Genomic DNA, 26,501 nt, shown 5'->3' on the forward strand with positions numbered 1-26,501 from the left:
ATGGGGATTGTGTACGATTCGAATTCGCAAACTTTCCATCTTCAAGGGAAGTCATCGAGCTATATCATGCAGCTGATCAAATCCAAATATTTGGCTCACGTTCATTGGGGACGCCAAATCCGGGGAACCAATCCGGGGAATTTACTCGCTATAAGACGTCGCTGCTCTTTCTCGCCGTCCACGGACCCGAATGATCTAACGCTGTCTTTGGATACGTTGCCGCAGGAATTTCCGGCATACGGAGGCAGTGATTTTCGCGTTCCGGCCTATCAGGTTCAATTGGAAGACGGAACGACGGTCAGCGAACTCATCTATGAGTCCCATCGGATATACGCGGGAAAAGCACCGTTAGAGGGACTGCCGTCCACCTATACGGAGAATGACTGCGAAGCGGAAAGTATCGATATCGTGTTGGTTGATCCAACGATTGGTTTGAAGGCTATACTCACTTATACCGTATTTCTTGATTGTGATGCGATAACCCGGTCTGTTCGGTTCATGAATGTGGGAAATCAGTCAATCAAGCTGCTTCGAGCATTGAGCTTCGGTATTGATATATCCCACTGCGATTTCGATATGCTTCATTTATCAGGCACATGGGCGCGTGAGCGTCATATCGAAAGACGTCCCATTCTAACAGGTGGGTCTGTCATTGAGAGCCGCCGGGGGTCTAGCAGCCATTCGCTCAACCCCTTTATGGCCCTGCTTTCCAAGCAAGCGGATGAAGACCATGGAGAAGCCTATGGATTCAGTCTTGTCTACAGCGGCAGCTTTGTTGCTCAAGCCGAAGTGGATCCTTACGGAACGACCCGTGTAGTGATGGGCATCAACTCATTTGATTTTTCTTGGCTCTTGGAGCCTGGGCAAACCTTCCAAACGCCTGAGGCAGTTCTCGTCTATTCCGCGGAAGGTATCGGCGGGATGTCGCGCACGTATCACAGGCTGTATCGCACACGATTATGCCGTGGACAATTCCGCGATCGTCACCGGCCGATTCTGATCAACAACTGGGAAGCCACCTATTTTAATTTCAACGCGGATAAAATTGAAGAGCTTGCACGAGTCGGCAAGGAGCTCGGTTTAGAGCTTCTAGTGCTGGACGACGGTTGGTTTGGCAAGCGTGACAATGATAAAAGCTCACTCGGAGATTGGTTCGTTGATCGAGGTAAGCTCCCGCAAGGCATGCCGGATTTGGTAAGTCGTGTGAAGCAGCAAGATCTAGAGTTCGGTCTATGGTTTGAGCCTGAAATGGTATCCCCGGACAGCGACTTGTATCGGGCCCATCCTGACTGGTGCCTCCACATACCTGGTCGGCGGAGGACAGAAGCGAGACAGCAGTTGATTCTAGATTATTCGCGTCAAGATGTAAGAGACTACATCGTAACGGTCATCACCGATATTCTTGCGAGCAGTCCAATCACCTATGTGAAGTGGGATATGAACCGTAATATGACGGAAATCGGTTCTGCCCAGCTCCCGCCTGAGCGGCAGCGTGAAACGGCTCACCGTTATATGCTCGGACTGTATGAAGTGATGGAACGGATAACCTCCGCATTCCCGAGCGTGTTGTTCGAAAGCTGTTCCGGTGGGGGCGGAAGGTTCGATCCTGGGATGCTCTACTATATGCCGCAGACGTGGACGAGCGATAATACGGATGCGGTAGAACGGCTGAAAATTCAATATGGAACGAGTATCGTTTACCCAATCAGCACGATGGGAGCTCATGTTTCCGCAGTTCCTAACCATCAAGTGCATCGTACGACGCCGCTCGATATGCGGGGGAATGTGGCGATGTCGGGTAATTTTGGCTACGAGCTGGATTTGACCGCATTTACGGAAGCGGAAAAGGAAACCGTGAAGAAGCAAGTTGCGCTTTATAAACAATTGCGGCCGCTGATCCAATTCGGCGAATTTTACCGTTTGATCAGCCCTTTTGAACACATTAGCGCTGCTTGGATGTTTGTTTCCGAGGACAAGAAGGAAGCGTTGGTCGCTTTTTTTCAAGTACTGTCGGAGCCGAATGCACCCCTCAGGAAGCTGCGATTGAAGGGTTTAGCGGCAGAGAGCAATTACTTACTTTACGATGCGGAAGATCAAGGCAATGGTGTGGAAATATTTGGCGGGGATGAGCTTATGCATGTGGGTCTAAATTTACCGATCTGGAAAGGCGATTTCCGAAGCCGCCTTTACCGCTTGAAAATGGAGGAATGACAAGATGAAAAAGCTGCGTTTGAGCGATTTGCAGGATAAGCGGAACGGCCACATTTTGCAGGATGTTTTACCAGGTGCTTATTTATCTTCAGGCGGTCTTTCATTCGCGAAACGTGGAGAGCGCAGTCACACGAACGATGGACCGGATGGAAGGGACTACCATGTCCATGGCGATTGTGAAGCTTTCCTTATTTTGCAGGGAAGCGGAACGATGGAAATAAACGGGGAGCATATTCCGGTAACAACCGGGGATATCGTGATTGTTGAACCAGGTGAGGATCATCACCTCAATTCGAGTGAGGACGACCCGATTGTCACCGTGTGGTGCCATGCAGGCCCGAATCGTCATAAGAATCAACAGCAGGAGGACGCAGTATGAACAAAATCATAAACACGGATAGCCATACCTTTACTTTATCGGGTGAGGATCATGGGTTTACTGTCAAGCTGTTTACGAAAAAGCTGCAGGAGGGAATCGATCTCATCACGCTGCAATTGGAAGCAGTGGAGGCGCTGACGCCTCCCGTTTTTACACTTCAATGGTCGCATCCCGCCTGTGACATTCAGGGCAGTTGGCATCCGGCCCAGGACCGGAATAAGAGCTTTAAAGCCGACTGGATGCGCACATTACGTTCCAACGCGGCTGCGTCGGCTCCTGTTTACGCCTTATTTAATAGTGAGGGCCGCAATAGGCTGACATTTGCTTATTCGGATGCACTTAACACGGTGCACTATTCGGGAGGCATCAGCGAGGAAACGGCCGATTTCCATTGCCGCATTCGATTGTTTACAGAAACGACGGCGCCTTTCACATCATATGAGGCGAAGCTGCTCGTAGATACGAGAGATATTCCTTATTATGAAAGCCTTCAGGGCATTCAAGAGTGGTGGAGCTCCATGCCGGAATATCGCCCGGCCTACGTTCCTGCGGCTGCTAAGGAGCCGATGTATTCGACCTGGTACAGTATGCATCAGAATGTAACAGATACACATATCGAAGAGCAGTGCCGAATCGCCAAGAAGTTGGGGATGGAAGCCGTCATCGTGGACGATGGCTGGCAGACGGAAGATAACCGCAGGGGGTATGCGTACTGCGGCGATTGGGAGACTTATGATGGCAAATTTCCCGATATGAAGCGGCATGTTGATGCGGTTCATGAGCTAGGCATGAAGTTTATTCTATGGTACTCGGTTCCTTTTATCGGCAAATACAGTAAGGTGTGGGATCGATTCAAAGATAAGATTCTGCGATTTAACGAAAATCATGGGGCAGCCGTGCTCGATCCGAGATACCCTGATGTCCGAGAGTATATCATCAATAAATATGAAGAAGCAGTGAAAGAATGGGGCTTGGACGGCTTCAAGCTTGATTTCATTGATACGTTTTATTCACCTGAACTGCATCTTCCCTCAACAGCCCCCGGCAAGGACTATGAGTCTATACCAGCAGCCGTTGATCGTTTATTGACGGATTCTATCGGCAGATTGAGAGAATTGAATCCCGATATCATGATCGAATTCCGCCAGATGTATATCGGTCCTGCCATGCGCAAATACGGCAATATGTTCCGGGCAGCGGACTGTCCGAATGACAGCATCCAGAACCGAGTGCGTACGTTGGACATTAGGCTGATTTGTGGAGATACGGCTGCTCATGCGGATATGATCATGTGGCATCCTGAGGAACCTGTTGAAAGCGCCGCCTTGCAGCTAATTAATTGCCTCTTCTCGGTGCCTCAAGTATCCGTCCTCTTGGATAAGCTTCCTTCCAATCACTTGAAAATGCTTGAATACTGGCTTTCCTTCTGGAAGAAGAACCGTGATCTGCTGTTAGAAGGTCGTATTGAGCCTATGAACCCAGAGCTGTTGTATCCGCTAGTCCGTGCTTTTAAAGACAATAGAGGGTTTATTGTTGCCTACCATGACAGAATTGTGCCTATGGATGCGTCAGAACTGGTGTCCGAGTGGACTGTGGTGAACGGTAGAAGAGAGGATGGACTTTATCTAGAGGTTACTGGTGAGGTTGGAGCAGCGAAAGTGATTATTAAAAATTGCTGTGGTGACATTGTAGAGGAGTTGTCTACCATACTGACTACAGGCATTCATAAGCTTGCGGTTCCGGCCTCGGGTCTCGCAACCATCTCTATCCAATAGAACTTATGGCAAGCACACAAGGAGGATCATCGATGAACTATTTAGCAAATGAAGGTAGATATGCAGAAATGCCATACAATCGAAGCGGAAAGAGCGGCCTTAAGCTGCCTCCGATCTCATTTGGATTATGGCATAATTTTGGAAGCGTTGATGTATTCGAGAATAGCAGGGCCTTAGCGCGCCATGCGTTTGACTTGGGGATTACGCATTTTGATCTTGCGAATAACTATGGTCCATCGGCAGGCTCTGCGGAGGAAACGTTCGGACAAATTGTGAAGAAGGATCTTCACCCATACCGTGATGAGCTGATTATTGCCACCAAAGCAGGCTATCGCATGTGGGACGGTCCGTACGGGGAGCGGGGCTCCCGTAAAAGCATGTTAGCTAGCCTTGACCAGAGCTTGAAGCGACTTGGGATGGACTATGTCGATATTTATTATTCGCACCGTTTTGACGCAGAAACACCTCTGGAAGAAACAATGAGCGCCTTGGATCAGGCTGTGCGGCAAGGAAAAGCGCTATATGTAGGTGTGTCCAATTATAATGCGGAGCAAACGGAGCAAGCAGCAGCTATTTTGAAAGGTCTCGGTACTCCGTTCGTCATCCATCAAGTGCACTATTCGATGTTCGAAAGAAGGTTGGAGCAGGGCTTGCAAGACATATTGGCAAGAGAAGGCGTGGGGTCAATCGCTTATAGCCCTCTAGCCAGGGGGTTACTGACGGATCGTTACTTGGAAAACATTCCGGCGGATTCCCGTGCGGCAGGTGGCAGTGTGTTCCTAAGACCTGAGGATATTACTGAGGAAAAGATTGCTAAGTCTCGTCTTTTGAATGTATTAGCTCAGGAACGTGGACAAAGCCTTGCCCAGATGGCTTTAGCTTGGGTTCTTCGCAAGGGATATGTTACTTCAGCATTAATTGGGGCAAGTAAAGTGAGTCAGCTTTACGATAATGTGGCAGCTCTGAAGCAGCCTACTTTCACTCAAGAAGAATTGGATCTTATTGATCAAATTCTTGGGGGTTGAAGTTTTCGACCAGATCTTATTGACGGAGGAAGATAGTTCTAGCCTTGCTCTTTGCAGGATTTGCATTAGTGGGAACCGAAGTATACGGAGCTATGGAAAAGTCTCACTATCAAAGACAAAAGAAGGTTGTGTTATGCTAATCCGATTGAATAAAGTACTCGAAAAAGCGATGCCTTTTGTAACGCCATCTGCTGTTATTGTTGGGTTAATTTGCTCAGCTTGGCTGCATCATCTTAGCTTTCTAGTACCGTGGATATTTGCTGCAATGACGTTTGCCGGAAGTATTGGATCTAATTTTAAGGATTTACATAGAGTGATGATGCATCCGTTTCCGATTATAGCCAACTTTATCATTTTGCATCTTACGATGCCATTACTGGGATGGGGGGCCGGCTCGATCTTTTTCCCGGGTGATGATTTGACACAGACTGGATTTGTGCTCCTGTTCGTTATTCCTACCGGGGTTGTCAGCCTGGTGTGGGTTACCATATACGGGGGGAATATAGCGCTCACTTTGGCGCTCATCTTACTGGATACGCTGCTTTCCCCATTGATTGTGCCGCTTAGTCTCTCTCTCATTGTTGGAGCTAAGGTGCATATGGACCCATGGGATATAATGAGTGGGTTATTCTTAATGGTTGTGATCCCTTCATTGCTTGGCATGCTGCTTAATCAATGGACGAAAGGCAGAATTAAAACAACCTGGGGGCCGCGGTTGGCGCCCTTTTCAAAAATAGGACTTTTTGTGGTTGTTGCGATTAATTCTTCGGTCATTGCTCCTTATCTGAAAGACATGAATGGTCAGTTGGTAAAAATCATTGCTGTTTCTTTCGCATGTGCAACCATCGGTTATTTGGCAGGATGGCTTGTGTCCCGGATGATGAGGTGGGACCGCGAAGTCACAATTGCCCTCACCTTCAATTCGGGGATGCGAAACCTGAGTGCGGGTGCAGTGCTCGCTATCAGCTTTTTTCCGCCGCCTGTTGCGCTTCCGGTTGTCGCAGGTATGCTTTTTCAACAAATCCTAGCGGCTTTATACGGGCAGCGTCTGGCTAAGAGGTATGGCTTGAACGGTCATACAGCCAAGGCAGCCTAAAGAGAACGAGGCTTCACTTGGAAAGAATGAAGTTGAATTGGAAAAATAAGCAAAAACGAAAAGCAAAAGGAGCTCAGCCAGTTGAACTTGGCTAAGCTTTTTTTTGCATATCAGACAACCATGGAGGTTGCCTGATAATGCGTATCATATGATGAATGGTTTTAGGAAGTGCATTAAAATATAGGCATTTAGATCAGTAACAAGAGCGGAACTAAGTTCATATGTTGTCATGGGAGTACTCGAATAAATTGGCGGATCTCAAAGGGAAGTTGTTTCCTGATTATCCGCTGCCGGCACAACTATCTATTAAACGGAGGTTGGAAAAATGAATGATTTTCAAAATGATCTAAAGAATTTGAATGTTTCCGAGTTCAAGGCGAGTGAGGCGACAGCTTGGAACGCTCAAAACCAGCAAGATGCTCGATTATGCTTCGTTTGTTTCGTTTGCACCAATTGCGCCACTTGCACCAATTGTTTCAATTGCTTCAACTGTTTCAATTGTCATCAATGCCACAACTGTCATAACTGTCATAACTGCCATAATTGCCACAACTGTCATAACTGTCATAACTGTCATCGTTGAGGACATTGAGGCGGTTTTGCCCGTTGTTTCTAGCCTCCAGACGGAAACAGTGGATACCTAATGAGTAGAGTTAAGCCCCTGCGGCCAGCGGCAACCTAGGGGTTTTTTTTCATGTCTACTTAAGGAACGCTTCACTACATTGGCTGCATGGGCTTTCTTGAAAGAATAAGACATGAGGGACAAATAGCTGTACATAGAATTATTTGTGAAGAGTTGAGGCATATCGGGAACAACTTACAGAGGAGGAATAGAATGATAAATTTGAACCCTTCGATGCGACTGAAGGTGAAAAGGGATACGTTTTTTCTCCCTAATCCAAATGGTAGTGTGTATTTTCGAAACAATGTAAGTTCGTTCCGTATGGAAGGAGAATTAATCGATCAGTGGATTGAAAAACTGCTACCGATATTCAACGGAGAACATAGGTTGGAGGATTTGACAGACGGATTGCCGGACCAACACCGGAATCAGGTTTATAGAATTGCAGAAATGTTGTATCGTAATGGCTTTGTTCGGGATGTGAGCCAAGACGCTCCACATCAATTGCCGCAAGAGGTTCTCAAAAAGTATGCTTCTCAAATTGAATTTTTGGACAATTTCGGTAATTCGGGTGCATATCGGTTTCAGTCCTATCGTCAGTCCAAAGTTTTGACGGTGGGCTCTGGCCCATTTTTGCTCTCAGTCATTTCTGCGCTGCTTGCATCCGGATTGCCCAAGTTTCACGTACTAATTTCGGGCTCAGAGCCGACTGATCGGGAGCGGTTGCTAGAACTGGCGGCACATGCCCGTAAAACGGACCCGGAAGTGGCAATAGAGGAGGTTACCCTGAAGAAGGAAGGGGTTAGTAGTTGGCGGGAGGCTGTGAGGTCGTTTGATTCGATTTTGTTTGTGTCACAGGAGGGTGGTATCGAGGAACTACGGGTTCTTCATACGGTTTGCAGAGAGGAGAAGAAGACGTTTCTTCCCGCAGTGTGTCTACAGCAGGTGGGACTGGCGGGTCCGCTAGTGCATCCGGACTTTGAGGGATGCTGGGAGTCAGCGTATCGCAGAATACACGAATCCGCGATTCGTAAAGACCCTCAGCTGCACACCTTTTCTTCCACAGCGGGAGCGATGTTAGCGAATGTGATCGTGTTTGAATTGTTAAAAAAGATTACGGGAGCGAACGATTTGGAGCTTAGTAATCAGTTCTTCCTGCTTAATCTGGAGACTTTGGAAGGAAGATGGCATTCGTTCATGCCCCATCCGCTTGTGACCGGACGCATTGCAGCTGAATGGATTCACGATTTCGAACTGCAGCTCGAACGGAGATCAAGCAAAAGTGAAAATGGATTGCTTCCTTACTTCAGCAGGTTGACATCGGCGGAGTCAGGGATATTCCATATTTGGGAAGAGGGGGATTTAAAGCAGCTGCCGCTCTCTCAGTGTCGCGTACAGGCAGTCGATCCGCTATCGGAAGGGGCGGCTGGGCTACTGCCCGACATTGTTTGTGCCGATCTGACGCATGAAGGAGCTAGGCGGGAAGCGGGGCTAGCCGGGATTGAAGCGTATGTGTCGCGAATGGTCGGCCTGCTCGTTTCTACACTTCCATCCCAACAGGAATCAGAAGGCAGCAGGTTTGAACCGCAGGAATTTATCGGCGTCGGAGCGGGAGAAACGGTTGCGGAATGCATTGGCCGAGGGTTGCAAATGTGTTTGGCCGAGATACTGAGCAAGCAATTGTCGTGTCAGTTGCCTTCTGTCTTTCGAGTAAAGTTGTCTGATATAGAAGATAAGCACTGCCAGTTTTATTTGCAAGCTTTGACCACGATGAAGGGGGTTCCGATAATTGGCTTGGGAGAGGAAGTGTCCGGATTCCCTGTGGTATGGGTCGGTACGAGTGATCACTGGTATGGCGGTGTAGGCTTGAATGTAACCCTGGCGTTGCGGGATGCTTTGCAACAGGCTCTGTTGGAGGCACAAAACCAACCGGCTCGCCTCACATCGCAAGTATTGGAGGTTTCGTCCGTGCGTCTGGCAGAACAGTTGCCACTAAGCCTTGTGATCTCCTCATGTGGAGCGAATGCAAAATCGGAGGTTCTTCAGTCTGCCTTGCAGGTCTTGGAACGGAACCGTAAGCGGATCTTGGTCATCGATCTGGCATCAGAATCGTTTATGAAAGAGGAAATGGCTGGAGTGTTAGGCGTGTTGCTGCGAGAGGAGGGTTCCCGGTGAGCGATATCGTTATGATTGTTGGAAATGGGGTGTTGGCAGACTGCGTGTACGAAGAACTGTCAGCCCATTTCGAGGTCGTACGTCAAATCGATTTCGAGGCAGGCGTACCGGAAGCGGTCGATTTGGCTCTGGTACTGCACGATGCTTGGCATCCTCATGTTCATCAAAAGGCGGAAGAGCTGCTGCAGCCAGCCGGCATCCCTTGGTTGCGCGGCTTCGTTTCATTTGGCGAGGGCGTGATCGGGCCTCTGGTAAGTCCGGGTACAAGCGGGTGTTCCCAGTGTGCAGACACGCGGCGTCTCATGGCGGGACGCGAGCGAAGGGAGATGCGGGATCTACAGATGAGGCTGGTAGCGCACGAGGGCATATCGAGTGACGCATGGGCGTCGCGTACAGGACTTTTGCAGATGGCTCACCTGCTGGTGGTGGAGGCACGGAGGAGGTTACAAGGCAATCCGGTTTACACGGCAGGGAAGGTGTTTTTGATCAACCTAAAAACGCTGGAGAGCACCCTTCACTTCTTTCTCCCAGACCCGCTGTGTCCTGTTTGTAGTCGTTTGCCTGATGACTCATCAACAGCAGCCCAAATTTCGTTGCAACCAAGTCCGAAGATTAGCTCAGAAAGTTACCGCTCCCGCTCGATGGATGATCTGAATAAAGTTCTAACCAAAGACTATCTGGATTACCGGACTGGCTTTTTGAATGGGAAAATGATGGACCTTGCGTCGCCATTTGCCGATGTGAGTGTGAATCTGCCGTTGTTCACAGAGGACGTGGGGACGGCAGGGAGGACTCATTCCTATGCAGTGAGCGAGCCCACCGCTATTTTGGAGGGGTTAGAACGGTACTGCGGTCTGGCACCACGAGGTAAACGGACGGTAGTCCATGGCAGCTTCCGCCAGTTGGAAGATCAAGCGCTCGACCCCGTCAAGGTAGGGATGCACACGAAGGAACAGTATGCTCAGCCGGGGTTTCCGTTCACAACGTTCGATCCTAACCAGCCAATCCATTGGGTATGGGGCTATTCGTTTTTGCAAGAGCGACCGATTCTGGTTCCAGAGCAGCTCTCTTATTACAGCATGGGCTGCAGGCATGGTTTCGTGTCCGAGTCTTCCAACGGCTGCGCGTTAGGAGGAAGTTTGGAGGAAGCGATTTTTTACGGCATATTGGAAGTGGTGGAGCGAGATTCTTTTCTGATGACTTGGTATGCGCAGCTGTCTCTCCCGCGCCTTGACCCTTATTCGGCTAACGACCAAGAATTGCGGTTGATGATCGATCGTTTACGAGCCGTGGCGGGGTTTGATGTGTATTTCTTTAACTCTACGATGGAGCACGGGATTCCAAGCGTTTGGGGGGTAGCGAAAAACAGGAAACAAACAGGAGTGAATCTCATCTGTGCGGCCGGAGCTCATCCTGATCCTGTACGGGCGGTGAAAGGCGCGGTTCACGAGTTGGCCAGCATGGTACTGAATCTGGATAAGAAATTTGAGGCGAACCGGGAGGAGTATGTTCGGATGTTTCACGATTCCTCCTTGGTGCAGCAGATGGAGGATCATTCACTGCTGTACGGTTTGCCGCAAGCGCAGGAGCGCCTTCAATTTCTGCTGGATGAAAATCGCCCGTTGCGAACCTTTGAAGAGGAATTCAAGCGGGAGGCAAGGCATGCTGATTTAACGGACGATCTGAAGGACATTCTTAAGGCGTTCCGCCGATTGAATCTCGATGTCATCGTGGTGGATCTGACAGCGCCGGAAATCATTCGAAATGGACTGCATTGCGTGAAAGTACTGATCCCGGGGATGCTGCCAATGACATTTGGCCATCACTTTACTCGCGTGGCAGGGTTGGAGCGGGTGTTGAGGGTACCGATGGAACTCGGATATGCGAAGCAGCCGCTGAGGCTAGAACATCTCAATCCGTATCCGCATCCGTTTCCATAGGGTTTTAACCCACGAATATCAGACCGCCAACCGTCGACGAATGATGCCTTCGTACCAACTATTTTAAGCTGTGGTATCAAATATAGAAACGTGGCGTGGTTGACAACCTTGTTCATATCAGGAGGGAGAAGGATGAGTCTGAAGGCTTTTCTGCACAATCTGCATTATGACATTGACAAGACCAAACCGCCGGACTTGGTGGTGGATTGGGAGGATCGACCGCTTGCGTATAAGCTCTACCGCGGTTTGCCTGTGGTTCCGTTATCTCCGGAAGTACCGCTGACGCTTGAAGGCAGCGAAGCGCCAGTGAAACCCGACCTCCGTCGAATGGGCCATTTTCTCTGGTACATATTCGGGCTCACGCAATTGTCCCAGTCAGTCCCTGCCTCGAATTCCATGGTACAAAACATGGGTCTGCTGCAGTTGTACCGGCGGTTTGCTCCCTCAGGTGGAGCCTTATATCCGAATGAATTATACGTGTATCTGAAGCTAGAGGATTTGCGGGCAGGGGTATATCATTATGATGTGGCGCACCACCGTTTGGTGTTGCTGCGCGAAGGCAATTTCGATTCATATTTATCCCGGGCTCTTGGCAAACGATGTGACATGTCAGGCTGCTTTGGCGCTGTTTTTGTGTCGACCCTGTTTTGGAAAAACTTCTTTAAATACAATAACTTTTCCTACCGCCTGCAAGGACTGGATGCAGGTGCGCTGATCGGGCAGCTCTTGGAAGTGGCCAAACGGTTTGGCTTTGCGTCAGGGGTGTATTTCCAGTTTCTTGACCGAGCCGTGAATGATCTTCTCGGAGTGTCCGAACAAGAGGAAAGCGTGTATGCGGTGATTCCACTGTCGGTGGAGCCTGCGATCCCATGGTTTGCCAATAGGGATGAGGGAGAGGAGGGGGTCTCTGTCACCGAATTGTGCCGGGAGTTGAGGTCGGTTGAGCATGATCACTACGTCCGGTCCCGGAGGGTTAAGGAGTTTCCGATGCTTATCAAGATGAATGAAGCATCCCGATTGGAATCGCTTAGGCCGTTAGGGCGAATTGGGGAAGGTAAGATCGTTCACTGCGAGGATCAAGCGGTTGCTCTGCCCCGTGTGAAGCGGCTCTTGTATGATCTGGCGTCAGTAAGTCGTCAACGGTTTTCACCGGACGGTGATTTTGTAATGGGCAAGATAAGCCAAGAACAGTTGGCCTTGCTGCTGCAGGAGGCAACATCTTCCTTCAGGTATCGGAATGATTTGGATGGAGCACATGAGAACCCTGTTTCACGCGTCTCACTATACGTCTGTTTGTATAACATTGAGGGCATCCCGAACGGCGCTTACTATTATGACAGTGCTGCTCATACGTTATGCCGGGTACGTCATGGAGATCATCGGCTCAGGCTGCAGCAGGGAATGCCTTCCGACAACGTGAACTTGTTTCAAGTTCCGTTATGCTTTCATGTGGCAGGGGACAAGGAGCATCTCTTAACTGCCCTGGGGTATAGGGGGTACCGCATCCAACAGATGGAAGCAGGGATGCTCGTTCAGCGTTTACTGTTGGCGGCATCCGCTATCGGGATAGGGGGACATCCGCTTCTAGGATTTGATGCGAGCTTGTGTGATGAGATCTACAAGATGGCTTCGCGAGGAATTACCAGCCTGATCCAAATCCCGGTTGGACCATATCGTCATTGCCCGCGATTGGTAGGAGGTTTGCACGGCTAGAAGAGGCGTATGTGAAAGCTCTTGTGTCGTATAAATAAGTAAGAGCACTGACTAATAGGTCGGTGCTCCTTCTTATTTATGGAGAAAAACGGACTATGCAATCTAATGTGGAGATTTATTTTTACTGAATCATTGTAAAAGAAAAATGTTGATCAAGCGCAAAGTTGATTGCACCGAGTGCTCCGCCGATTTCAGGCAATACGGCGGTATCTACCGCTATTCCGGCAGATAGAGCCATCATGGACCGCTGCTTCATAACTTTGGTGGCGGTTTGTACATAGGTGCTGCACATACTGGGGATGGATCCTCCAAGAATGATTGCCTCGGGATTCAGTAAATTGACCAGATTAGCCAGAGCAATGCCGAGATAAGTGGCGGCATGATTAACGACGCGTATCGCCAATTCATCGCCCTGATCTGCGGCCAAACAAACGTCCCTTGCCTGGAGAAGTTGGAGGTCGTTTCCTTGTACTACACCGTTAAGCAAACTTTCCTCTTGACCGGAGCGAAGCTGTCTGCGGGCTTCCTGTTCGATAGCTGAAGCCGTAGCGTATAGGTGCAAACATCCGTTATTTCCACAAGGACATACAGGTCCGTCTGGTTCAACTGTAATATGCCCGAGCTCACCTGCCCCGCCGAATGAACCGGACACCAACTGCCGATCATTAAAGATTCCGGCAGCTATGCCGGAGCCGACCCCGACATAAATCATATGCTTGTAGCTGCTTCCTGAACCGAATCGGCATTCGGCAAGCCCGCGGGCGCGGTGCCTGTTTATGGCCACGGTGGGCCAACCAAGCTTTTTACTTACTATTTCCTCGATGTTCACGTTAGACCAGCCCAAATCGGATGCGCTCCTAATAATACCTCGTCTCGTATCGACAAGACCTGGCACTCCCAGACCGAACATTTTGATGACCTCTATGTCCAATTCCTTCACAAACTTTGAGGTTTGATCAGTCAATTCCTGGATGGCTGTCTCGGGCTGGGATGAGCTGACGGGTATTTTTGTCATATGTAGGACATTGCCAAGTAAGTCAAACACGCCTAGCGTCCATACTTGATTGTCTAAATCGGCACCCATAATGCCATGGGATCCTGGCACAAGCTCTAGAGAAATAGCTGGACGCCCACCCGTGGATGGGGCTTTTTCCGTTTCTTTGACAAGATTCCAATCCATTAGCTCAGAAATTGTTGAAGAGATGGTAGCCCTGCTCAGTTCCGTAACTTTGGTCAATTTAATCCGAGGCATGGATCCGTGCATGCGCAAGGCTTGAATGATACTGGTTTTGCTGCCCTTTTGATCACTTTTATTAGGAATTATCATGAACTTCACCGTCGCTATATCATTATGTCATTAAATCGATTATACCTGAACCTATAGTTATAAGGGTAGTGTACTCACTTTAATAAAAAATAGAACAAAGTTCAATATATTTTTACTTAATAGAAACAAATTTCACTACAAATTTCATTTTAAATTAATACTTAATTTAAATCTTGACGTAAGTATGGCGTTTGAATTATGATATCCTCATATTAATGAAAGCGCTATTACGGAGGGGATAGGATGAAAGCGATGATCGTCTTAGGCGGTAATATGTATGATGATTCTACAATCGAGCATTTTTTGAAAGATGCGGCTGCGATTGGTTATGAGGGTGTCGAGATTCGTGGTGTTGGTGAGTTGAAAGACGGTCATATCTCGCAAGAACGGGCGGAGCAAATTAAAGATTTGCTTGAAGGCTATCGTCTAACACCTATCAATCTGTCTCTGTTTGTAGGGAATTTCGCCTGCAATTCAGAGGAGGAAAATAATGCCGAGTTTCTGAAATGGGGGCGTTATCTCAATTTTGCATCAACAATCGGATGCCGCATGATGAGATTGAATCCAGGATTTCAGCATTCCGATGAAGTTTCCAAGGATGACTTTACGAAAGCAGTGAAGTGGTTTCAACTATGTGCCGATGCTGCTAGCGAACGCAATATCCGAGCGGTTATTGAAATGCACCATGGAACACTATGTGATACGGCAGATTCGTCAATCGCCTTTGTTGAAGCGGTAGGACGAAGTAATGTAGGGCTAATAATAGATCCGGTCAACTTGTATCAGGTACCGACTGATTATGGGATAGAAACCATTAAACGATTAAAGCCATACCTCTTCAATGTTCATATCAAAGATATCGTGGAATTGAAAGGAAACCAGTATCCTTGGGCTTTCGAATATAGTGATTATGTGCCGCATATCGGCCGATACCACCGGGTCATGCCAAAACAGGGCAAACAGGAAGAACAATATTATTGTCACCGGCTTATTAATCAGGGCGGTATCGACTGGTACGAAGTGTTCCGGGGGCTGGAGCAAGTCGGGTACAACGGCTACCTCACCGTTGAAAGTGTAAGCAAGCCTGGCTCCGATCTTCCCGTACATACCGAGTTGGCGCAGCAATGTTACAAAGATGTGCAGCAGTTGCTAAGTATCACAAAATCTAATGTCAACGTATAAAAAGTTCGACTGAGGGAGTGTTGCACTGCTGTGGAAAATTCAGAAAAGCCATTTTCTTTTTCACTCTTTGTCAAGCATTGGAAAGATAAGCCGGCACCAGAGCTGGCCCGCTTTGTAAGCAGTATCGGTTTTGACGGCATTGAGCTTCCCGTGCGCGCCGGGTTTCAGGTTGAGCCTGAAACCGCCCAGAAAACGCTGACGAAATTCGCTAAGCAGCTCGGTGAACAAGGGGTCAACATATACAGCGTTGCCGCTTCAACCGATGAATCGGTTTTCGCCGCATGTGCGGAGGCTGGAGTGCCGCTCATCCGGATCATGGTCAACATAGATCAGGACGGCTACAAGGCGACGGAAGAACGGACCAAGCGGAAGTTGGAAGAGCTGGTACCGCTTTGCGAGAAGTACAGCGTGAAGGTTGGCGTCCAGCAGCATTACGGGAAATTTATCATCGATTCCAATGGCATTATGCGGTTGATGGATAACCTCAGCCCAGGCCATGTCGGCGTAGTCTGGGATGCGGCGCACGACGCATTCGCGGGACAGCAGCCCGAATATGGACTGGACATCGTTTGGTCGCACCTTGCTATGGTGAACATGAAAAACGGTTTTTTTATTCGAAGCAACGGACCCGAAGCCGAAACAGCCGAGTGGAAGCGTCATTTTACGACCGGACGGCACGGTATGGCCCACTGGCCACGGATTGCTAACTATGTAAAAGAACGAAACTATGCCGGTGTTGTATGTTTGACTGCGGAGTACACGGATCTGGCCAATAAAGACCGGTACATCGCCGAAGATCTTGCTTACGCGAAATCGCTTTTTAAGTAAAAGGAGGCGCAGTACCATGGCAGCTCAGAGTGAATTGTATGTGGGCAGTCTCGCAAAAACCGCACCGAAAAGCAGATGGAAGCACGTGATGCACGGACTTAGACGAGACAAATTTCTTTATTTGTTGATTGCTCCTGGCGTATTGTTTTTTCTGATATTCAAATATGTTCCTATGTGGGGAGTCGTCATCGCTTTCCAAGATTACTCGCCATACTTAGGTGTAACGGGAAGTCAGTGGGTTGGCTTTGAACACTTTATCCGTTTTTTTTCAAACCAAGACTTCTATCTTCTATTTCGAAATACGATGGCAATCAGCTTGCTGAGCCTGGTGTTCTTTTTCCCGCTGCCGATCTTACTTTCCCTTTTATTGAACGAACTGCGCAATGCAATCTACAAAAAGTGGATCCAATCGATCGTGTATATGCCGCACTTTCTTTCGTGGGTTATTATCGCAGGGATTACCTTCTTGTTGTTATCGCAGTCCTCGGGCATTGTCAATAAGATGCTAGTCAGTTTAGGGGCTGCCAAATATGACTTTTTAACGAATGAAAATAATTTCTGGGTACTGCTTACCGTACAAAACGTCTGGAAAGAGGCCGGATGGGGAACGATCATTTTCCTAGCCGCTATTGCGGGCGTGGATCCTCAGCAGTATGAAGCGGCTAAAATGGATGGAGCCAACCGTATTCGGCAAGCCTGGCACGTAACGCTGCCCGCGATCCGCAGTGTCATTGTTGTTTTGTTCATTTTGAAGCTCGGCCATATTATGGACGTTGGATTTGAGCAAGTATTTTTGATGATGAACGGCGCAGTGTCTAATGTCGCGGATGTATTCGAAACTTACGTTTATCGTCTGGGTATTCAGCAGGGACAATTCAGTTTCAGTACCGCCGTCGGTTTGTTCAAATCGGTGGTTGGATTGATTCTGGTTATTGCAGCTAATAAGCTGGCAAAACGTTTTGGCGAAGAAGGCGTGTATTAATCACCGCTTACTATCGGAAACGGGGTGAGAATAATGAAACGAAGCATAGGCGACCGCATTTTTGATACAGCGAATATCATTGTGCTTGGCATTATAGCGATCATTACGCTTTTTCCGCTTTATTATGTATTTGTCGTTTCTTTTACGGATCCGGCGGAGTACATCCAGAAGCAAGGCTATATCTTATTTCCAGAAAAATGGACATTGGATTCTTACAAATATTTGTTGTCTACGTCGGCTTTTCAAAGCGCAACGATGATCAGTGGTTTTCTAGCTACTGTTGGAACCGCGCTCAGCCTGGTGATAACAGCTGCGCTCGCATATGGTTTATCCCGTAAGCGGTTGCAGGGTAGAAGACTAATCATGTTATTGATTCTTATTACGCTTTTGTTCAGTCCGGGATTGATCCCGCCTTACTTGCTGGTTCGCGATTTGGGCTTGATTAACAGCGTCTGGTCATTGATTTTACCGGTCCTAACCAGCGGGTGGTACGTCATCCTGATGAAAAGCTTCTTCGACAGCATTCCGGTTGAGTTGGAGGAATCCGCTATCATCGACGGATCAACTGATATCGGCGTTTTCTTCCGGATTGTCCTTCCGCTGTCACTTCCCGCACTTGCCGCATTCGGATTATTTTACGCAGTGGCTTACTGGAACACATTCTTTAGTGCGGTATTATACATCAATGATCATGCCAAATGGCCGCTTCAGCTCGTGCTGCGCAATATGTTGATTGACTCGTCGACTCAAGCGGGGGGATCAGCTGCAGCTGAAATGATGGCAGAACAAAATATCCCTACCGAAACTTTAAAAATGGCTGCAGTCGTTATAGCGACGCTTCCAATCCTGTGTGTTTATCCGTTCCTACAAAAGCATTTTGCTAAAGGCGTCATGCTGGGTTCGGTGAAAGGATAATCTTTTTAAAATGAATGAGGAGGGTTAGTATGAAAGAAATAGGAAGGGTCATAACATCTAAAGCGGCGCCTGCATCTCTAGCATTCATCATGGTAGCATCAGTCTTATCGGCTTGTTCCGGCGGCGCAGCGCCAGTTTCAACAACAGGAACAACCGGTACTGCAGACGGTGGTAAACCAACGGAAATCAGCATTTTCACGGAGTTTAGCACACCGGAGCCACCGGCAGCTGATAACCCAGTTACGAAGGAATTCGAGAAGCGTACGAATACCAAGCTAAATATTACCTGGGCATCTCCAAACGCATGGGAAGAGAAGCAAAACGTTATGCTGGCTTCAGGTGAACTGCCTGATCTGATGAAGATCAAGGACATGAAACAAACGCAGGCGATCAACATGATTAAGCAAGGCGCGTTTTGGGATTTGACGCCTTATCTGAAGGATTATAAAAATCTATCGGCTTATCCGAAAGAAATTATGGACAGTGTCAAAGTGAATGGCAAACAATATATCCTGCCGTCGGTACGTCCGCTTCATGGAAGCAGTTTCTTTAATATCCGCCAAGATTGGCTGGATAACGTAGGGCTGAAGATGCCGCATACAATGGATGAGTTCTATACAGCATTAAAAGCATTCGTTGATAAAGACCCCGACAAGAACGGCAAAGCTGACACATATGGGTATAACGGTAAAAACTGGGAAAAAGTTATCGATATTTTCAACAAAAGTAACGGTAAATGGAAAGAAGCAGGCGGCAAGCTGGTTGACACCGATCTGGAACAGGGAACAAGAGACGGACTTATTTATCTAAACAAAATGTACAAGGATAAAATATTGCCTGAAGACTTCATTGCTATGAAAACCACCGATTTTGAAAACATGGCGAAAGCAGGCAAAGTCGGTGTCCAAATGGATACCACAGAAGGTGTTTTCCGTTCTACGGAAGGTGCACAAAAGCTTGATCCGAAAGCCGATTTTGTTGCTATGACTTATCTTGAAAGCCCAACTGGTAAAATGGTTCATACGGGCTCCGGATTTGCCGGGCTATACGTGATCCCGAAAAAAGTTCCTGAAGCCAAAATGAAGAAAATCCTGGCTTTGATGGATTACGGCGCGTCCGAGGAAGGCTTTGAATTGGCCTGCTACGGCCTTAAGGATATCCACTTCAAGGTGGTAGACGGCTTCAAAATGGCTACAGAGCAAGCAGTCAAAGACAGTGTATCGCAAAGCTCATTCGGTAAAATCTTCGAAAGATTTGATCCGTACCTGTGGGCCTACCGCGTAGGTATGCCGAAAGCAATCTTCGAGCGTAACAAGAAAATCGTTGACGATCGTTCAAATTACGGCGTATCCGATGTATCGATCGGTCTGTTGTCTGACGTCGATCTGAAAATGGGACCGGATTATAAGAAGAAGATGGACGATATGAAAGTAAAAGTAATCATGGGTAAAGAACCGATCGAATCATGGGATGCTATGGTTAAGTCGTTCAAAGCGGACGCCAATTACATGAAGATGATCGACGAGTTCAACCAGGCATTTCAAGACAGAAAAAACGGTAAATAAGTAGAGAAAAGGAGCGAGAGTCCATGCTGCAAAAATTGCGATTGGCTGTTGTTGGATTGGGACGCGTATCGAAGTCCCATCTTCCGGCAGTACGGGAGCTGGCTGAACAAATTGAATTGGTTGCCCTTATATCTCGCGATGAAGGTAAATTGCGGTCGGAAGCTGAAAAGTGGGAAGGGGTGAAAACCTATACTTCCTATGATGACGCAGTCAATGATCCGGATATCGACGCTTTCCTTCTGCTTCTACCGCATGATATTCACGCGGAATATTCGATTAAGGCGCTTCGTGCCGGCAAGCATGTGCTGGTTGAAAAGCCAATGGCGATGAATGTGCAGGAAGCAGAGGAGATGCTAGAAACTGCGGAAGCCAATAACGTCACTTTAATGATCGGGCAAAGCCGCCGTTTTTATAAACCAGTGATGGAATCGATCCGTCAGGTGAGAGAGAAAGCTATCGGCGATTTAATTAATATCAACGCGTTGCTTCTGGCGCATATGGATAAGCCGGCAGCAGAATGGTGGAAGGACGAATCGAAAATCGGTGGATTTATTATTCCACTTTGGGGAAGCCACATTCTTGACTATATGCTATGGGCTTACGGTAGAGCCCCTCTGTCGGTCTATGCTCAGGGACATTCCAACAACCCGAATTGGACCGGGGAGGATGAAGTTGCCATTTCCATGAATTTTGGCGAAGGCCGGATGGCGAATGTATGGATGTCGTTCAATGCAGGCTGCCGCCCGACGGATGAAGTTGGTCTTACAGGAAAGCGTATATGGTCTACGCAGAACAGCATTTACGATCGATATTTAATCGGATCGAATGGTTTGCTGCATCTGAAAGATGAATACGAGCTTAGTTTGAATGGAGAGAAACTGGAAACGTGTGAAACCAATTTCGCTAATTTCACATGGCAGCTTGAGGAATTTGTGGGCGCTATACGAGAAGGACGTCAGCCGCTGGCTTCAGGCCGGGAAATCATCCAGGTGATGAAGGTCATCGACGGTTGCTTTGAATCGATGCGGACTGGTCAGGTTGTGCAGCTCTAATCCTTGAGGGAAAACGAAGGAGGACTTTTGCAATGAAGTTAAAAACCTTGATGCTTTCACCGCAATCTCGTTTGGACGAAGTATGTTCGGAGGCGTGCCGTGTGAGAATAAATGAACATTTCGAGCCGGTGTGGAATGAGACAGGACGCGACTATACACAGGATGAGTTATCAGCGCTGGTTGCGGATGCGGAAGTGATTATTTCCAGCTGGGGCTCCCCCAGCTTGACAGACGAAATGCTTGAGAAGGCCGTCAAGCTTCGCGCCATTGGCCATGCGGCTGGAACTGTGAAGAACCTTGTTCCTAAGCAGATTTTCTCTCGCGGAGTCAAAGTATTTTCTGCAGCTCCGAGAATTGCGTTAAGTGTAGGAGAATATTGCTTGGCTGCGCTGCTAACATCTCTGCGGTATTTGCCTGCTTTCGATTCCACGATGCGGGAAGGGAAATGGAAGATTCCCGGTTTGAAGGGAAGAGAGCTTACCGGCAGCACGGTCGGTATCATTTCAGCTAGCTCTACGGCTCGCGCTTTTATCAAATTGCTTGCGCCGTTTCAAGTCAATGTGTTCATTTACGATCCCTATTTGACGGAAGAAGCGGCAGCCCGGCTGAATGCTAAGAGGGCAACACTGGAGGAAGTTATGAGCTGCCCCATCATTTCGGTGCATGCGCCAAAGCTTCCCGCTACGGAAAGAATGCTAACCCGTGAATTGTTGGCACTTATTCCGGATGGTGCGGTCTTCATCAACTCTTCCAGAGGCCCTGTGGTGGATGAGCAGGCCTTTATGGAAGGGCTTCAAAGCGGACGATTTTTTGCCGCACTTGATGTGTTTGAGAAGGAGCCTCTTGTTGCGGATCATCCTATTCGGTCTCTGCCGAATGTACTTCTTTCTCCTCATATTGCCGGTGCCTCCGTACAAGGCCACCTTGCGTTGATGGAGGAAGTGGTCGAAGACATCATCAGAAGCCTGCGGGAAGAGAAGACGACGTATGAAGTAAACGAGAAAATGTGGGAAGTTATGGCCTAACAGGTCGCAGAGTCCTTTTATATCGGAAGGAGAAATACGCAGATGGTTAGAAAAATGTCCGTTCCTCCTATGGAATTGGTAGATTATAATGGTCCTGGAACGCAGATGTGTGCGGTTATGGATGCCATCGGAGAGATTAGTGTCAGACGGGCTTTAATCCCGGAACCCAAGGAAAGCGAAGTACGCGTCAAGGTCAAGTGGGTCGGTATTTGTGGAAGTGACGTTGAGGTGTTCCGTGGTGCGCGCGAGCCTGAATTTATTTCGTACCCGACCAGGCTGGGACATGAAGTTGCAGGGGTTATAGATAAGGTCGGCCCTAATGTGATTGGCGTCAAGGAAGGCGATCATGTAGCTTTGCGGTATGTTTGGGGCGCGTTTGCCGAATATGTATGCTGCACCCCTTTTTCCCTCAAAGTTTTGCCCAAAGACCTGCCGTTAATCGAGGGTTCGCTAATTGAAGTGCTTCCGGGCATCATCCATGCAGCAGAACTCGGGGACATTTCCCCTAATAAGAACGTGCTGATTACTGGGCAAGGCGTCAGCGGTCTAGTGATGACCCAAGTCATAAATATGTTTAGCCCGAGAAATTTGGTCGTAACGGATTTGTTTGACGAGAAACTGGCGCTAGCACGCAAATATGGTGCCACGCATACTTATAAAATCCCTCATGAACATGCGGATACCATGGATATCGTGGGAGCAGACTTCCCGGATGGCTTTGACGTGGTCATTCCTTGTCTTCTGGAAGGAGCGGGAATGGTAGACGCAATTAATGCAGCAGCGCAGAACGGACGTATTGTAATGTACGGCTGCATCGGCACCTGTCATAAGCCGGTTGATTTCTTCAAGGTTCATAAAAAACGGTTGGATATTCTTTCAACGGAACCTAAGCGGGACATCGACAACCGGCGCTACTTCGATGAAGGGCTGCGGCTGGTCCTTGACGGATTAGTTAACACCGAGGAAATGATTACTCACGTCGTTCCCCTCGCGGAAGTCGCTCGGGCATTCCAATTGAGGAATGAACACAAAGGGGATACCATTCACGTTATGATTGACTGTGAAGTCAAATAGCTTTAAGACAAACCGCCTAAAGGAAACCTCCTTAGGGCGGTTTATTTTTTTGAAATGGATGTATCCAATTCATATTCATATTGTTGCAAAGCGTGCAACAACATACAGCCAGTACACAAAGCTGTAACGATATTTTTCACACTACAAATGCATCAAACCTAACATGAAAATATTGTTAGAATAATTTCCTATATAAGGAATAATATGATGTATTTTCGTGGACGAATACTCACACTACAAATGCATCAAACCTAACATGAAAATATTGTTAGAATAATTTCCTATATWAGGAATAATATGATGTATTTTCGTGGACGAATACAAAAAATGCTCCTATTGTAGAGAATGACGACGTGTTATCCATCATTCCCTCAAAAGGAGCAAACCCATGGATAACGATAAACAAATTTCAGCCATTTGTAAATGCCTTCAAATGATTAATTTTTTTGGTCAACGCCGTCTCATCGAGGATCATCGGTCTCATAAGCTTGTTTCACCGGCCGCGGTTAAACTCCATATCTTGGCACAGTTACTCCAGTTAGAATCGTATGATCTCATCACGGAGCAACTTCGGGCTCATCCTGAGCTCCGACAGGTCATCTTATTCCGTCAGCGAATCCCAAATGTCGAGAAAGACAAAGGCACTTTGTACGGAGAGCTTACAGCACTTGTTCTGCCAGCTGATTCAGCAGATACAAGAGACGAGCAAGAARRGCTCTGGGATYTCCAAATCGATCGGTCGCTTGCATCTGATTGATGCGACGGACATTTCACTTCCAACCCTCCTTGGAAGCTGGGCTCGCTGCGGTAAACGAAAAACAGGCGTCCGCCTCCATACACGTGTGGTTGTCRCCGACCCAGACACCGTTTTCCCTGATAAGGTGATCGCCTCGACGGTAAATGTCCGAGAATCCGTTGTCGTGATGGAGTTGATAACGGATGATGACGTGACCTATGTCATGGACCGTGGATATGAGAAATGCCTTCACTTTGAAAGATGGGTAATCGAAGGAAAACGTTTTGTTGTACGCGTACGTGACTTGCTGCATCTCTACCCGGTAGCAGGTACCGAACGGGAAATTCCGACGGATTCCCCGAACGTGATTCGAGATGTGGATGTGTTGACCAATAAGACGACTGTTCCGATTCGACTCGTGGAGTTCACAGATGGAAAAGGTGGTCATTATCGCGTTGTGACAAGTCGRTGGGACTTACCAGCAGCCGAAATCGCACACATTTACAAAAAACGCTGGCTCATCGAAGTGTTTTTCAAGTGGGTAAAACAGCATCTTAACCTTATTGGGACTTACCAGCAGCCGAAATCGCACACATTTACAAAAAACGCTGGCTCATCGAAGTGTTTTTCAAGTGGGTAAAACAGCATCTTAACCTTATTCAACTGTTCGGTTRTCATCCAGATGCGGTTTGGAACCACCTTTTCTTGTCACTRATAGCATTCGCCGTTAGCCTGCTTTTAAAGTTAAAGYTGCAAACGAAAAAAACACAGTGGGCGGTGCTAAAGCTGCTCAGGTCATATGYCTTTCACCMATGGGAGGAGTTTCTGGTGGCGTTAAAYCGGGAACCAACCAGGACCTCGAAAGGTAGACAGAAAACAGGTAGTCGGCAAGTGATGATGGAACCGCAGCGGATCATTCTGAACTAAGGCAATAACAAACAGCCAAATATCCAATTTTTTTTNAAAGGTAGACAGAAAACAGGTAGTCGGCAAGTGATGATGGAACCGCAGCGGATCATTCTGAACTAAGGCAATAACAAACAGCCAAATATCCAATTTTTTTTGGAGAAACACGTCAACTTAATAGGTGTTGCTRTTTTTGCTCAAATGGATAAAGTCCAGATGTAATAATATGTTATTTTTTGTGGATAACCTTTGATCCAATTAAACTATTCTACGATGTTAGGTTTGATGCATGCTTAGTGTATTTTTCATCGTTACAGATGCGAGGGGGAAGTGGAATCGTATCTGTAACGATGTTTTTCATTCTTACAAACGAGAAAAAAGCAGCTTTGTGCGCTGAGTGAGGCTGTAAAGATATTTTTCATCGTTACAGATGCGAGAGGGAAGTGTAATCTTGTCTCTAACGATGTTTTTCTTGTCCACTCAACCGAAGGCTTCGCTGTTTCTTTTTAAGATGGGATTCTATTTGTATGTTTGATTTACTCCTAACCCACAGAATCAAAAGGTGAACAATTCATACACATCATGTACAATAGAGGGAGCAGGTAAGCGCGCGATGCTGCGGGAGCCTAGTATGATCGGATTGGAGGGGAGCACATGAAGAAAGATGATCTTATAACGGCTGCGGAACTGCATGCACTGCTAGCTGAGAATGGAGAGGACTTTCAGGAGTTTGAAATGGACGAACCCATCGGTACACAGCATCTTCATTCACTGCAAAAAGCCGTTGTGCTCCTCTCCCAGCAAGTGGCGGATCTTCAAACGCAGCTTCATGCGCATTTTGAACTCCAAAACAAACAGCAAGAACAATTGCTTCGGCAGTTTAAATATCAGATTGAACATAAGCTTCATGAGCAGTTGGCAAACGGGATCGTCGTACTGCAGCAGCCGACGGACATGGATGCCGAAGCTTTGCATAAGGAATCCCAACAGCTGACGCTCTATTCAACTGAACGGCCTGAACCGGTTGATGAGGAGCCGACCTATTCCAGGGTGAAAAGCTACAGAAAGATTCGGAAACGAAAGAAGTCGTTACTGGAGAAGCTTTTCGGATAGTTGAAAAAGACAAAAGACCGCATCTTCCTAGTCGAAGAGCGGTCTTTCCTTGTTTTAGTGCAGCTGAAAATCTATAGCATCCCTTCCTCATGCGCCTTCTTGGATGCTTGCACGCGGTCTCGGACGTCCATTTTCGAGTATATGCTGGAAATATAGTTTTTCACGGTGCCTTCGGACAAAAACAGCTTTTCGGCAATTTCCCTGTTATTGAGACCATCGGCGATACAGTGCAGTACTTGCACTTCGCGCTCGCTGAGTCCATAAGCATCGGCCCGAATCTGCTCTTCTACAGCTTTGACTCCGGCACCCTGCGATGTATGATCTGCAGCGCCCCTTGCCTCCTGGACGAGCATTCTGGCGATATCTTGCGGGATGAGTGTGCCGCCTTGATGCACCCATTTGATGCCGGCCGCCAGATCCTTCGGATGAATGGCTTTGAGCAGATAGCCTTCGGCACCCGCTCCTAGGGCATCAACGACATAGCTGATTTCCTGGAAGGTAGTCAGGATGATGACGCGAATCTGAGGCCATGCGGCCTTGATTTGGCGGGTCGCTTCGACGCCGTCCATGACAGGCATATGAATGTCCATGAGAACGACGTCAGGCTGCTGTTCTTCGCACTGCTTTAAAGCTATATGACCGTTCTCAGCCAAACCGACAACATGAATGTCCGGATCCATATCAAGTACGATGTGTAGGCTTTCTCTTATTAAATCCTGATCATCGACCAGGAGAAGTTTAAGCGGGGTTGTGTTCATGCTTGATCCTCCTCAGAGTTTTTCGCCAGAAAAACTGGCATCGAAAGCGTTACTTGAATTTTTCACCAGAAAAACTGGCCATCATTAGCGCTGCTTAAGTTT

At 47.8% G+C, this 26,501-nt stretch carries 22 protein-coding genes; 20 read left to right on the top strand and 2 right to left on the bottom strand.

Going from position 1 to position 26,501, the window contains the following annotated elements; genetic code table 11:
• The 9 genes from ASD40_RS19985 to ASD40_RS20020 all read left to right on the top strand — a co-directional run bounded on the left by ASD40_RS19985 (window position 1) and on the right by ASD40_RS20020 (window position 12,936).
• Window positions 1-2,211 carry an alpha-galactosidase gene (locus tag ASD40_RS19985; RefSeq protein ID WP_057304903.1) on the top strand — a complete coding sequence of 737 codons (2,211 nt, stop codon included), beginning with the start codon at window positions 1-3 and terminating at the stop codon, window positions 2,209-2,211.
• Between the two features lie 4 nt (window positions 2,212-2,215).
• A complete protein-coding gene (locus ASD40_RS19990) occupies window positions 2,216-2,590 on the top strand; it encodes a cupin domain-containing protein (protein WP_057304904.1) in 375 nt (124 codons plus the stop codon).
• Window positions 2,587-4,365 carry a glycoside hydrolase family 36 protein gene (locus ASD40_RS19995; RefSeq protein ID WP_057304905.1) on the top strand — a complete coding sequence of 593 codons (1,779 nt, stop codon included), beginning with the start codon at window positions 2,587-2,589 and terminating at the stop codon, window positions 4,363-4,365. Before ASD40_RS19990 ends, ASD40_RS19995 begins: the two co-directional genes overlap by 4 nt.
• 32 nt (window positions 4,366-4,397) lie before the next feature.
• On the top strand, window positions 4,398-5,390 hold the full coding sequence (locus ASD40_RS20000) for an aldo/keto reductase (protein ID WP_057304906.1): 993 nt from the start codon (window positions 4,398-4,400) through the stop codon (window positions 5,388-5,390).
• A 133-nt stretch (window positions 5,391-5,523) separates the two neighbouring features.
• Complete coding sequence (locus ASD40_RS20005; protein ID WP_057304907.1) at window positions 5,524-6,486, top strand: bile acid:sodium symporter family protein; 963 nt, start codon at window positions 5,524-5,526, stop codon at window positions 6,484-6,486.
• A 325-nt stretch (window positions 6,487-6,811) separates the two neighbouring features.
• Window positions 6,812-7,069 (top strand): heterocycloanthracin/sonorensin family bacteriocin, encoded by a 258-nt coding sequence (locus tag ASD40_RS39430; RefSeq protein ID WP_082562306.1) that lies wholly within the window; start codon window positions 6,812-6,814, stop codon window positions 7,067-7,069.
• Between the two features lie 252 nt (window positions 7,070-7,321).
• Window positions 7,322-9,283, top strand: a complete 1,962-nt coding sequence (locus ASD40_RS20010) for a putative thiazole-containing bacteriocin maturation protein (RefSeq protein WP_057304908.1) — start codon at window positions 7,322-7,324, stop codon at window positions 9,281-9,283.
• An 11-nt stretch (window positions 9,284-9,294) separates the two neighbouring features.
• Complete coding sequence (locus ASD40_RS20015) at window positions 9,295-11,223, top strand: TOMM precursor leader peptide-binding protein (RefSeq protein ID WP_442952685.1); 1,929 nt, start codon at window positions 9,295-9,297, stop codon at window positions 11,221-11,223.
• Between the two features lie 132 nt (window positions 11,224-11,355).
• Window positions 11,356-12,936, top strand: coding sequence for a SagB family peptide dehydrogenase (locus ASD40_RS20020; protein WP_057304910.1), 1,581 nt, complete (start codon window positions 11,356-11,358; stop codon window positions 12,934-12,936).
• A 121-nt stretch (window positions 12,937-13,057) separates the two neighbouring features.
• On the opposite strand, the gene ASD40_RS20025 is transcribed toward ASD40_RS20020, so the two are convergent.
• A complete protein-coding gene (locus tag ASD40_RS20025) occupies window positions 13,058-14,263 on the bottom strand; it encodes an ROK family protein (protein ID WP_156390118.1) in 1,206 nt (401 codons plus the stop codon).
• A gap of 243 nt (window positions 14,264-14,506) precedes the next feature.
• Between ASD40_RS20025 and ASD40_RS20030 the strand changes: the two genes are divergently transcribed.
• From ASD40_RS20030 to ASD40_RS20080, 11 genes are all read left to right on the top strand, one after another.
• The gene (locus ASD40_RS20030; protein ID WP_057304912.1) at window positions 14,507-15,445 is read left to right on the top strand and encodes a sugar phosphate isomerase/epimerase family protein; all 939 of its coding nucleotides are present in this window, start codon (window positions 14,507-14,509) and stop codon (window positions 15,443-15,445) included.
• Window positions 15,446-15,475: 30 nt separating this feature from the next.
• A complete protein-coding gene (locus ASD40_RS20035; RefSeq protein ID WP_057304913.1) occupies window positions 15,476-16,273 on the top strand; it encodes a sugar phosphate isomerase/epimerase family protein in 798 nt (265 codons plus the stop codon).
• A 16-nt stretch (window positions 16,274-16,289) separates the two neighbouring features.
• Entirely contained in the window at window positions 16,290-17,255 is a 966-nt protein-coding gene (locus ASD40_RS20040) for an ABC transporter permease (RefSeq protein ID WP_057304914.1), read from the top strand.
• A gap of 33 nt (window positions 17,256-17,288) precedes the next feature.
• Window positions 17,289-18,170 carry a carbohydrate ABC transporter permease gene (locus tag ASD40_RS20045; RefSeq protein ID WP_057304915.1) on the top strand — a complete coding sequence of 294 codons (882 nt, stop codon included), beginning with the start codon at window positions 17,289-17,291 and terminating at the stop codon, window positions 18,168-18,170.
• 29 nt (window positions 18,171-18,199) lie between these two features.
• Window positions 18,200-19,735, top strand: a complete 1,536-nt coding sequence (locus tag ASD40_RS20050; protein ID WP_057304916.1) for an extracellular solute-binding protein — start codon at window positions 18,200-18,202, stop codon at window positions 19,733-19,735.
• 23 nt (window positions 19,736-19,758) lie between these two features.
• On the top strand, window positions 19,759-20,787 hold the full coding sequence (locus ASD40_RS20055; RefSeq protein WP_057304917.1) for a Gfo/Idh/MocA family protein: 1,029 nt from the start codon (window positions 19,759-19,761) through the stop codon (window positions 20,785-20,787).
• Window positions 20,788-20,819: 32 nt separating this feature from the next.
• Window positions 20,820-21,812 carry a hydroxyacid dehydrogenase gene (locus tag ASD40_RS20060; protein ID WP_057304918.1) on the top strand — a complete coding sequence of 331 codons (993 nt, stop codon included), beginning with the start codon at window positions 20,820-20,822 and terminating at the stop codon, window positions 21,810-21,812.
• A gap of 42 nt (window positions 21,813-21,854) precedes the next feature.
• Window positions 21,855-22,886 carry a zinc-dependent alcohol dehydrogenase gene (locus ASD40_RS20065; protein ID WP_057304919.1) on the top strand — a complete coding sequence of 344 codons (1,032 nt, stop codon included), beginning with the start codon at window positions 21,855-21,857 and terminating at the stop codon, window positions 22,884-22,886.
• A gap of 623 nt (window positions 22,887-23,509) precedes the next feature.
• Complete coding sequence (locus tag ASD40_RS20075; protein ID WP_162251279.1) at window positions 23,510-24,262, top strand: IS4 family transposase; 753 nt, start codon at window positions 23,510-23,512, stop codon at window positions 24,260-24,262.
• Window positions 24,244-24,549, top strand: coding sequence for a hypothetical protein (locus ASD40_RS39435; protein WP_442952681.1), 306 nt, complete (start codon window positions 24,244-24,246; stop codon window positions 24,547-24,549). The genes ASD40_RS20075 and ASD40_RS39435 overlap by 19 nt, the downstream gene beginning before the upstream one ends.
• Window positions 24,550-25,182: 633 nt before the next feature.
• Window positions 25,183-25,641 (top strand): hypothetical protein, encoded by a 459-nt coding sequence (locus ASD40_RS20080; protein WP_057304922.1) that lies wholly within the window; start codon window positions 25,183-25,185, stop codon window positions 25,639-25,641.
• A 71-nt stretch (window positions 25,642-25,712) separates the two neighbouring features.
• Here ASD40_RS20080 and ASD40_RS20085 read toward each other — a convergent pair whose 3' ends face one another.
• Window positions 25,713-26,399: a response regulator gene (locus ASD40_RS20085; RefSeq protein WP_057304923.1), complete on the bottom strand. Its 687-nt coding sequence runs from the start codon at window positions 26,397-26,399 to the stop codon at window positions 25,713-25,715.
• Window positions 26,400-26,501 lie beyond the last annotated feature (102 nt).

Source organism: Paenibacillus sp. Root444D2 (assembly GCF_001426375.1).
GTDB lineage: Bacteria > Bacillota > Bacilli > Paenibacillales > NBRC-103111 > Paenibacillus_E.

Bases quoted from the DNA above. Each gene is read 5' to 3' on its own strand.
- ASD40_RS19985 (WP_057304903.1), top strand. From the start codon at position 1: ATGGGGATTGTGTACGATTCGAATTCGCAAACTTTCCATCTTCAAGGG.
- ASD40_RS19990 (WP_057304904.1), top strand. From the start codon at position 2,216: ATGAAAAAGCTGCGTTTGAGCGATTTGCAGGATAAGCGGAACGGCCAC.
- ASD40_RS19995 (WP_057304905.1), top strand. From the start codon at position 2,587: ATGAACAAAATCATAAACACGGATAGCCATACCTTTACTTTATCGGGT.
- ASD40_RS20000 (WP_057304906.1), top strand. From the start codon at position 4,398: ATGAACTATTTAGCAAATGAAGGTAGATATGCAGAAATGCCATACAAT.
- ASD40_RS20005 (WP_057304907.1), top strand. From the start codon at position 5,524: ATGCTAATCCGATTGAATAAAGTACTCGAAAAAGCGATGCCTTTTGTA.
- ASD40_RS39430 (WP_082562306.1), top strand. From the start codon at position 6,812: ATGAATGATTTTCAAAATGATCTAAAGAATTTGAATGTTTCCGAGTTC.
- ASD40_RS20010 (WP_057304908.1), top strand. From the start codon at position 7,322: ATGATAAATTTGAACCCTTCGATGCGACTGAAGGTGAAAAGGGATACG.
- ASD40_RS20015 (WP_442952685.1), top strand. From the start codon at position 9,295: ATGATTGTTGGAAATGGGGTGTTGGCAGACTGCGTGTACGAAGAACTG.
- ASD40_RS20020 (WP_057304910.1), top strand. From the start codon at position 11,356: ATGAGTCTGAAGGCTTTTCTGCACAATCTGCATTATGACATTGACAAG.
- ASD40_RS20025 (WP_156390118.1), bottom strand. From the start codon at position 14,263: ATGATAATTCCTAATAAAAGTGATCAAAAGGGCAGCAAAACCAGTATC.
- ASD40_RS20030 (WP_057304912.1), top strand. From the start codon at position 14,507: ATGAAAGCGATGATCGTCTTAGGCGGTAATATGTATGATGATTCTACA.
- ASD40_RS20040 (WP_057304914.1), top strand. From the start codon at position 16,290: ATGGCAGCTCAGAGTGAATTGTATGTGGGCAGTCTCGCAAAAACCGCA.
- ASD40_RS20045 (WP_057304915.1), top strand. From the start codon at position 17,289: ATGAAACGAAGCATAGGCGACCGCATTTTTGATACAGCGAATATCATT.
- ASD40_RS20050 (WP_057304916.1), top strand. From the start codon at position 18,200: ATGAAAGAAATAGGAAGGGTCATAACATCTAAAGCGGCGCCTGCATCT.
- ASD40_RS20055 (WP_057304917.1), top strand. From the start codon at position 19,759: ATGCTGCAAAAATTGCGATTGGCTGTTGTTGGATTGGGACGCGTATCG.
- ASD40_RS20060 (WP_057304918.1), top strand. From the start codon at position 20,820: ATGAAGTTAAAAACCTTGATGCTTTCACCGCAATCTCGTTTGGACGAA.
- ASD40_RS20065 (WP_057304919.1), top strand. From the start codon at position 21,855: ATGGTTAGAAAAATGTCCGTTCCTCCTATGGAATTGGTAGATTATAAT.
- ASD40_RS20080 (WP_057304922.1), top strand. From the start codon at position 25,183: ATGAAGAAAGATGATCTTATAACGGCTGCGGAACTGCATGCACTGCTA.
- ASD40_RS20085 (WP_057304923.1), bottom strand. From the start codon at position 26,399: ATGAACACAACCCCGCTTAAACTTCTCCTGGTCGATGATCAGGATTTA.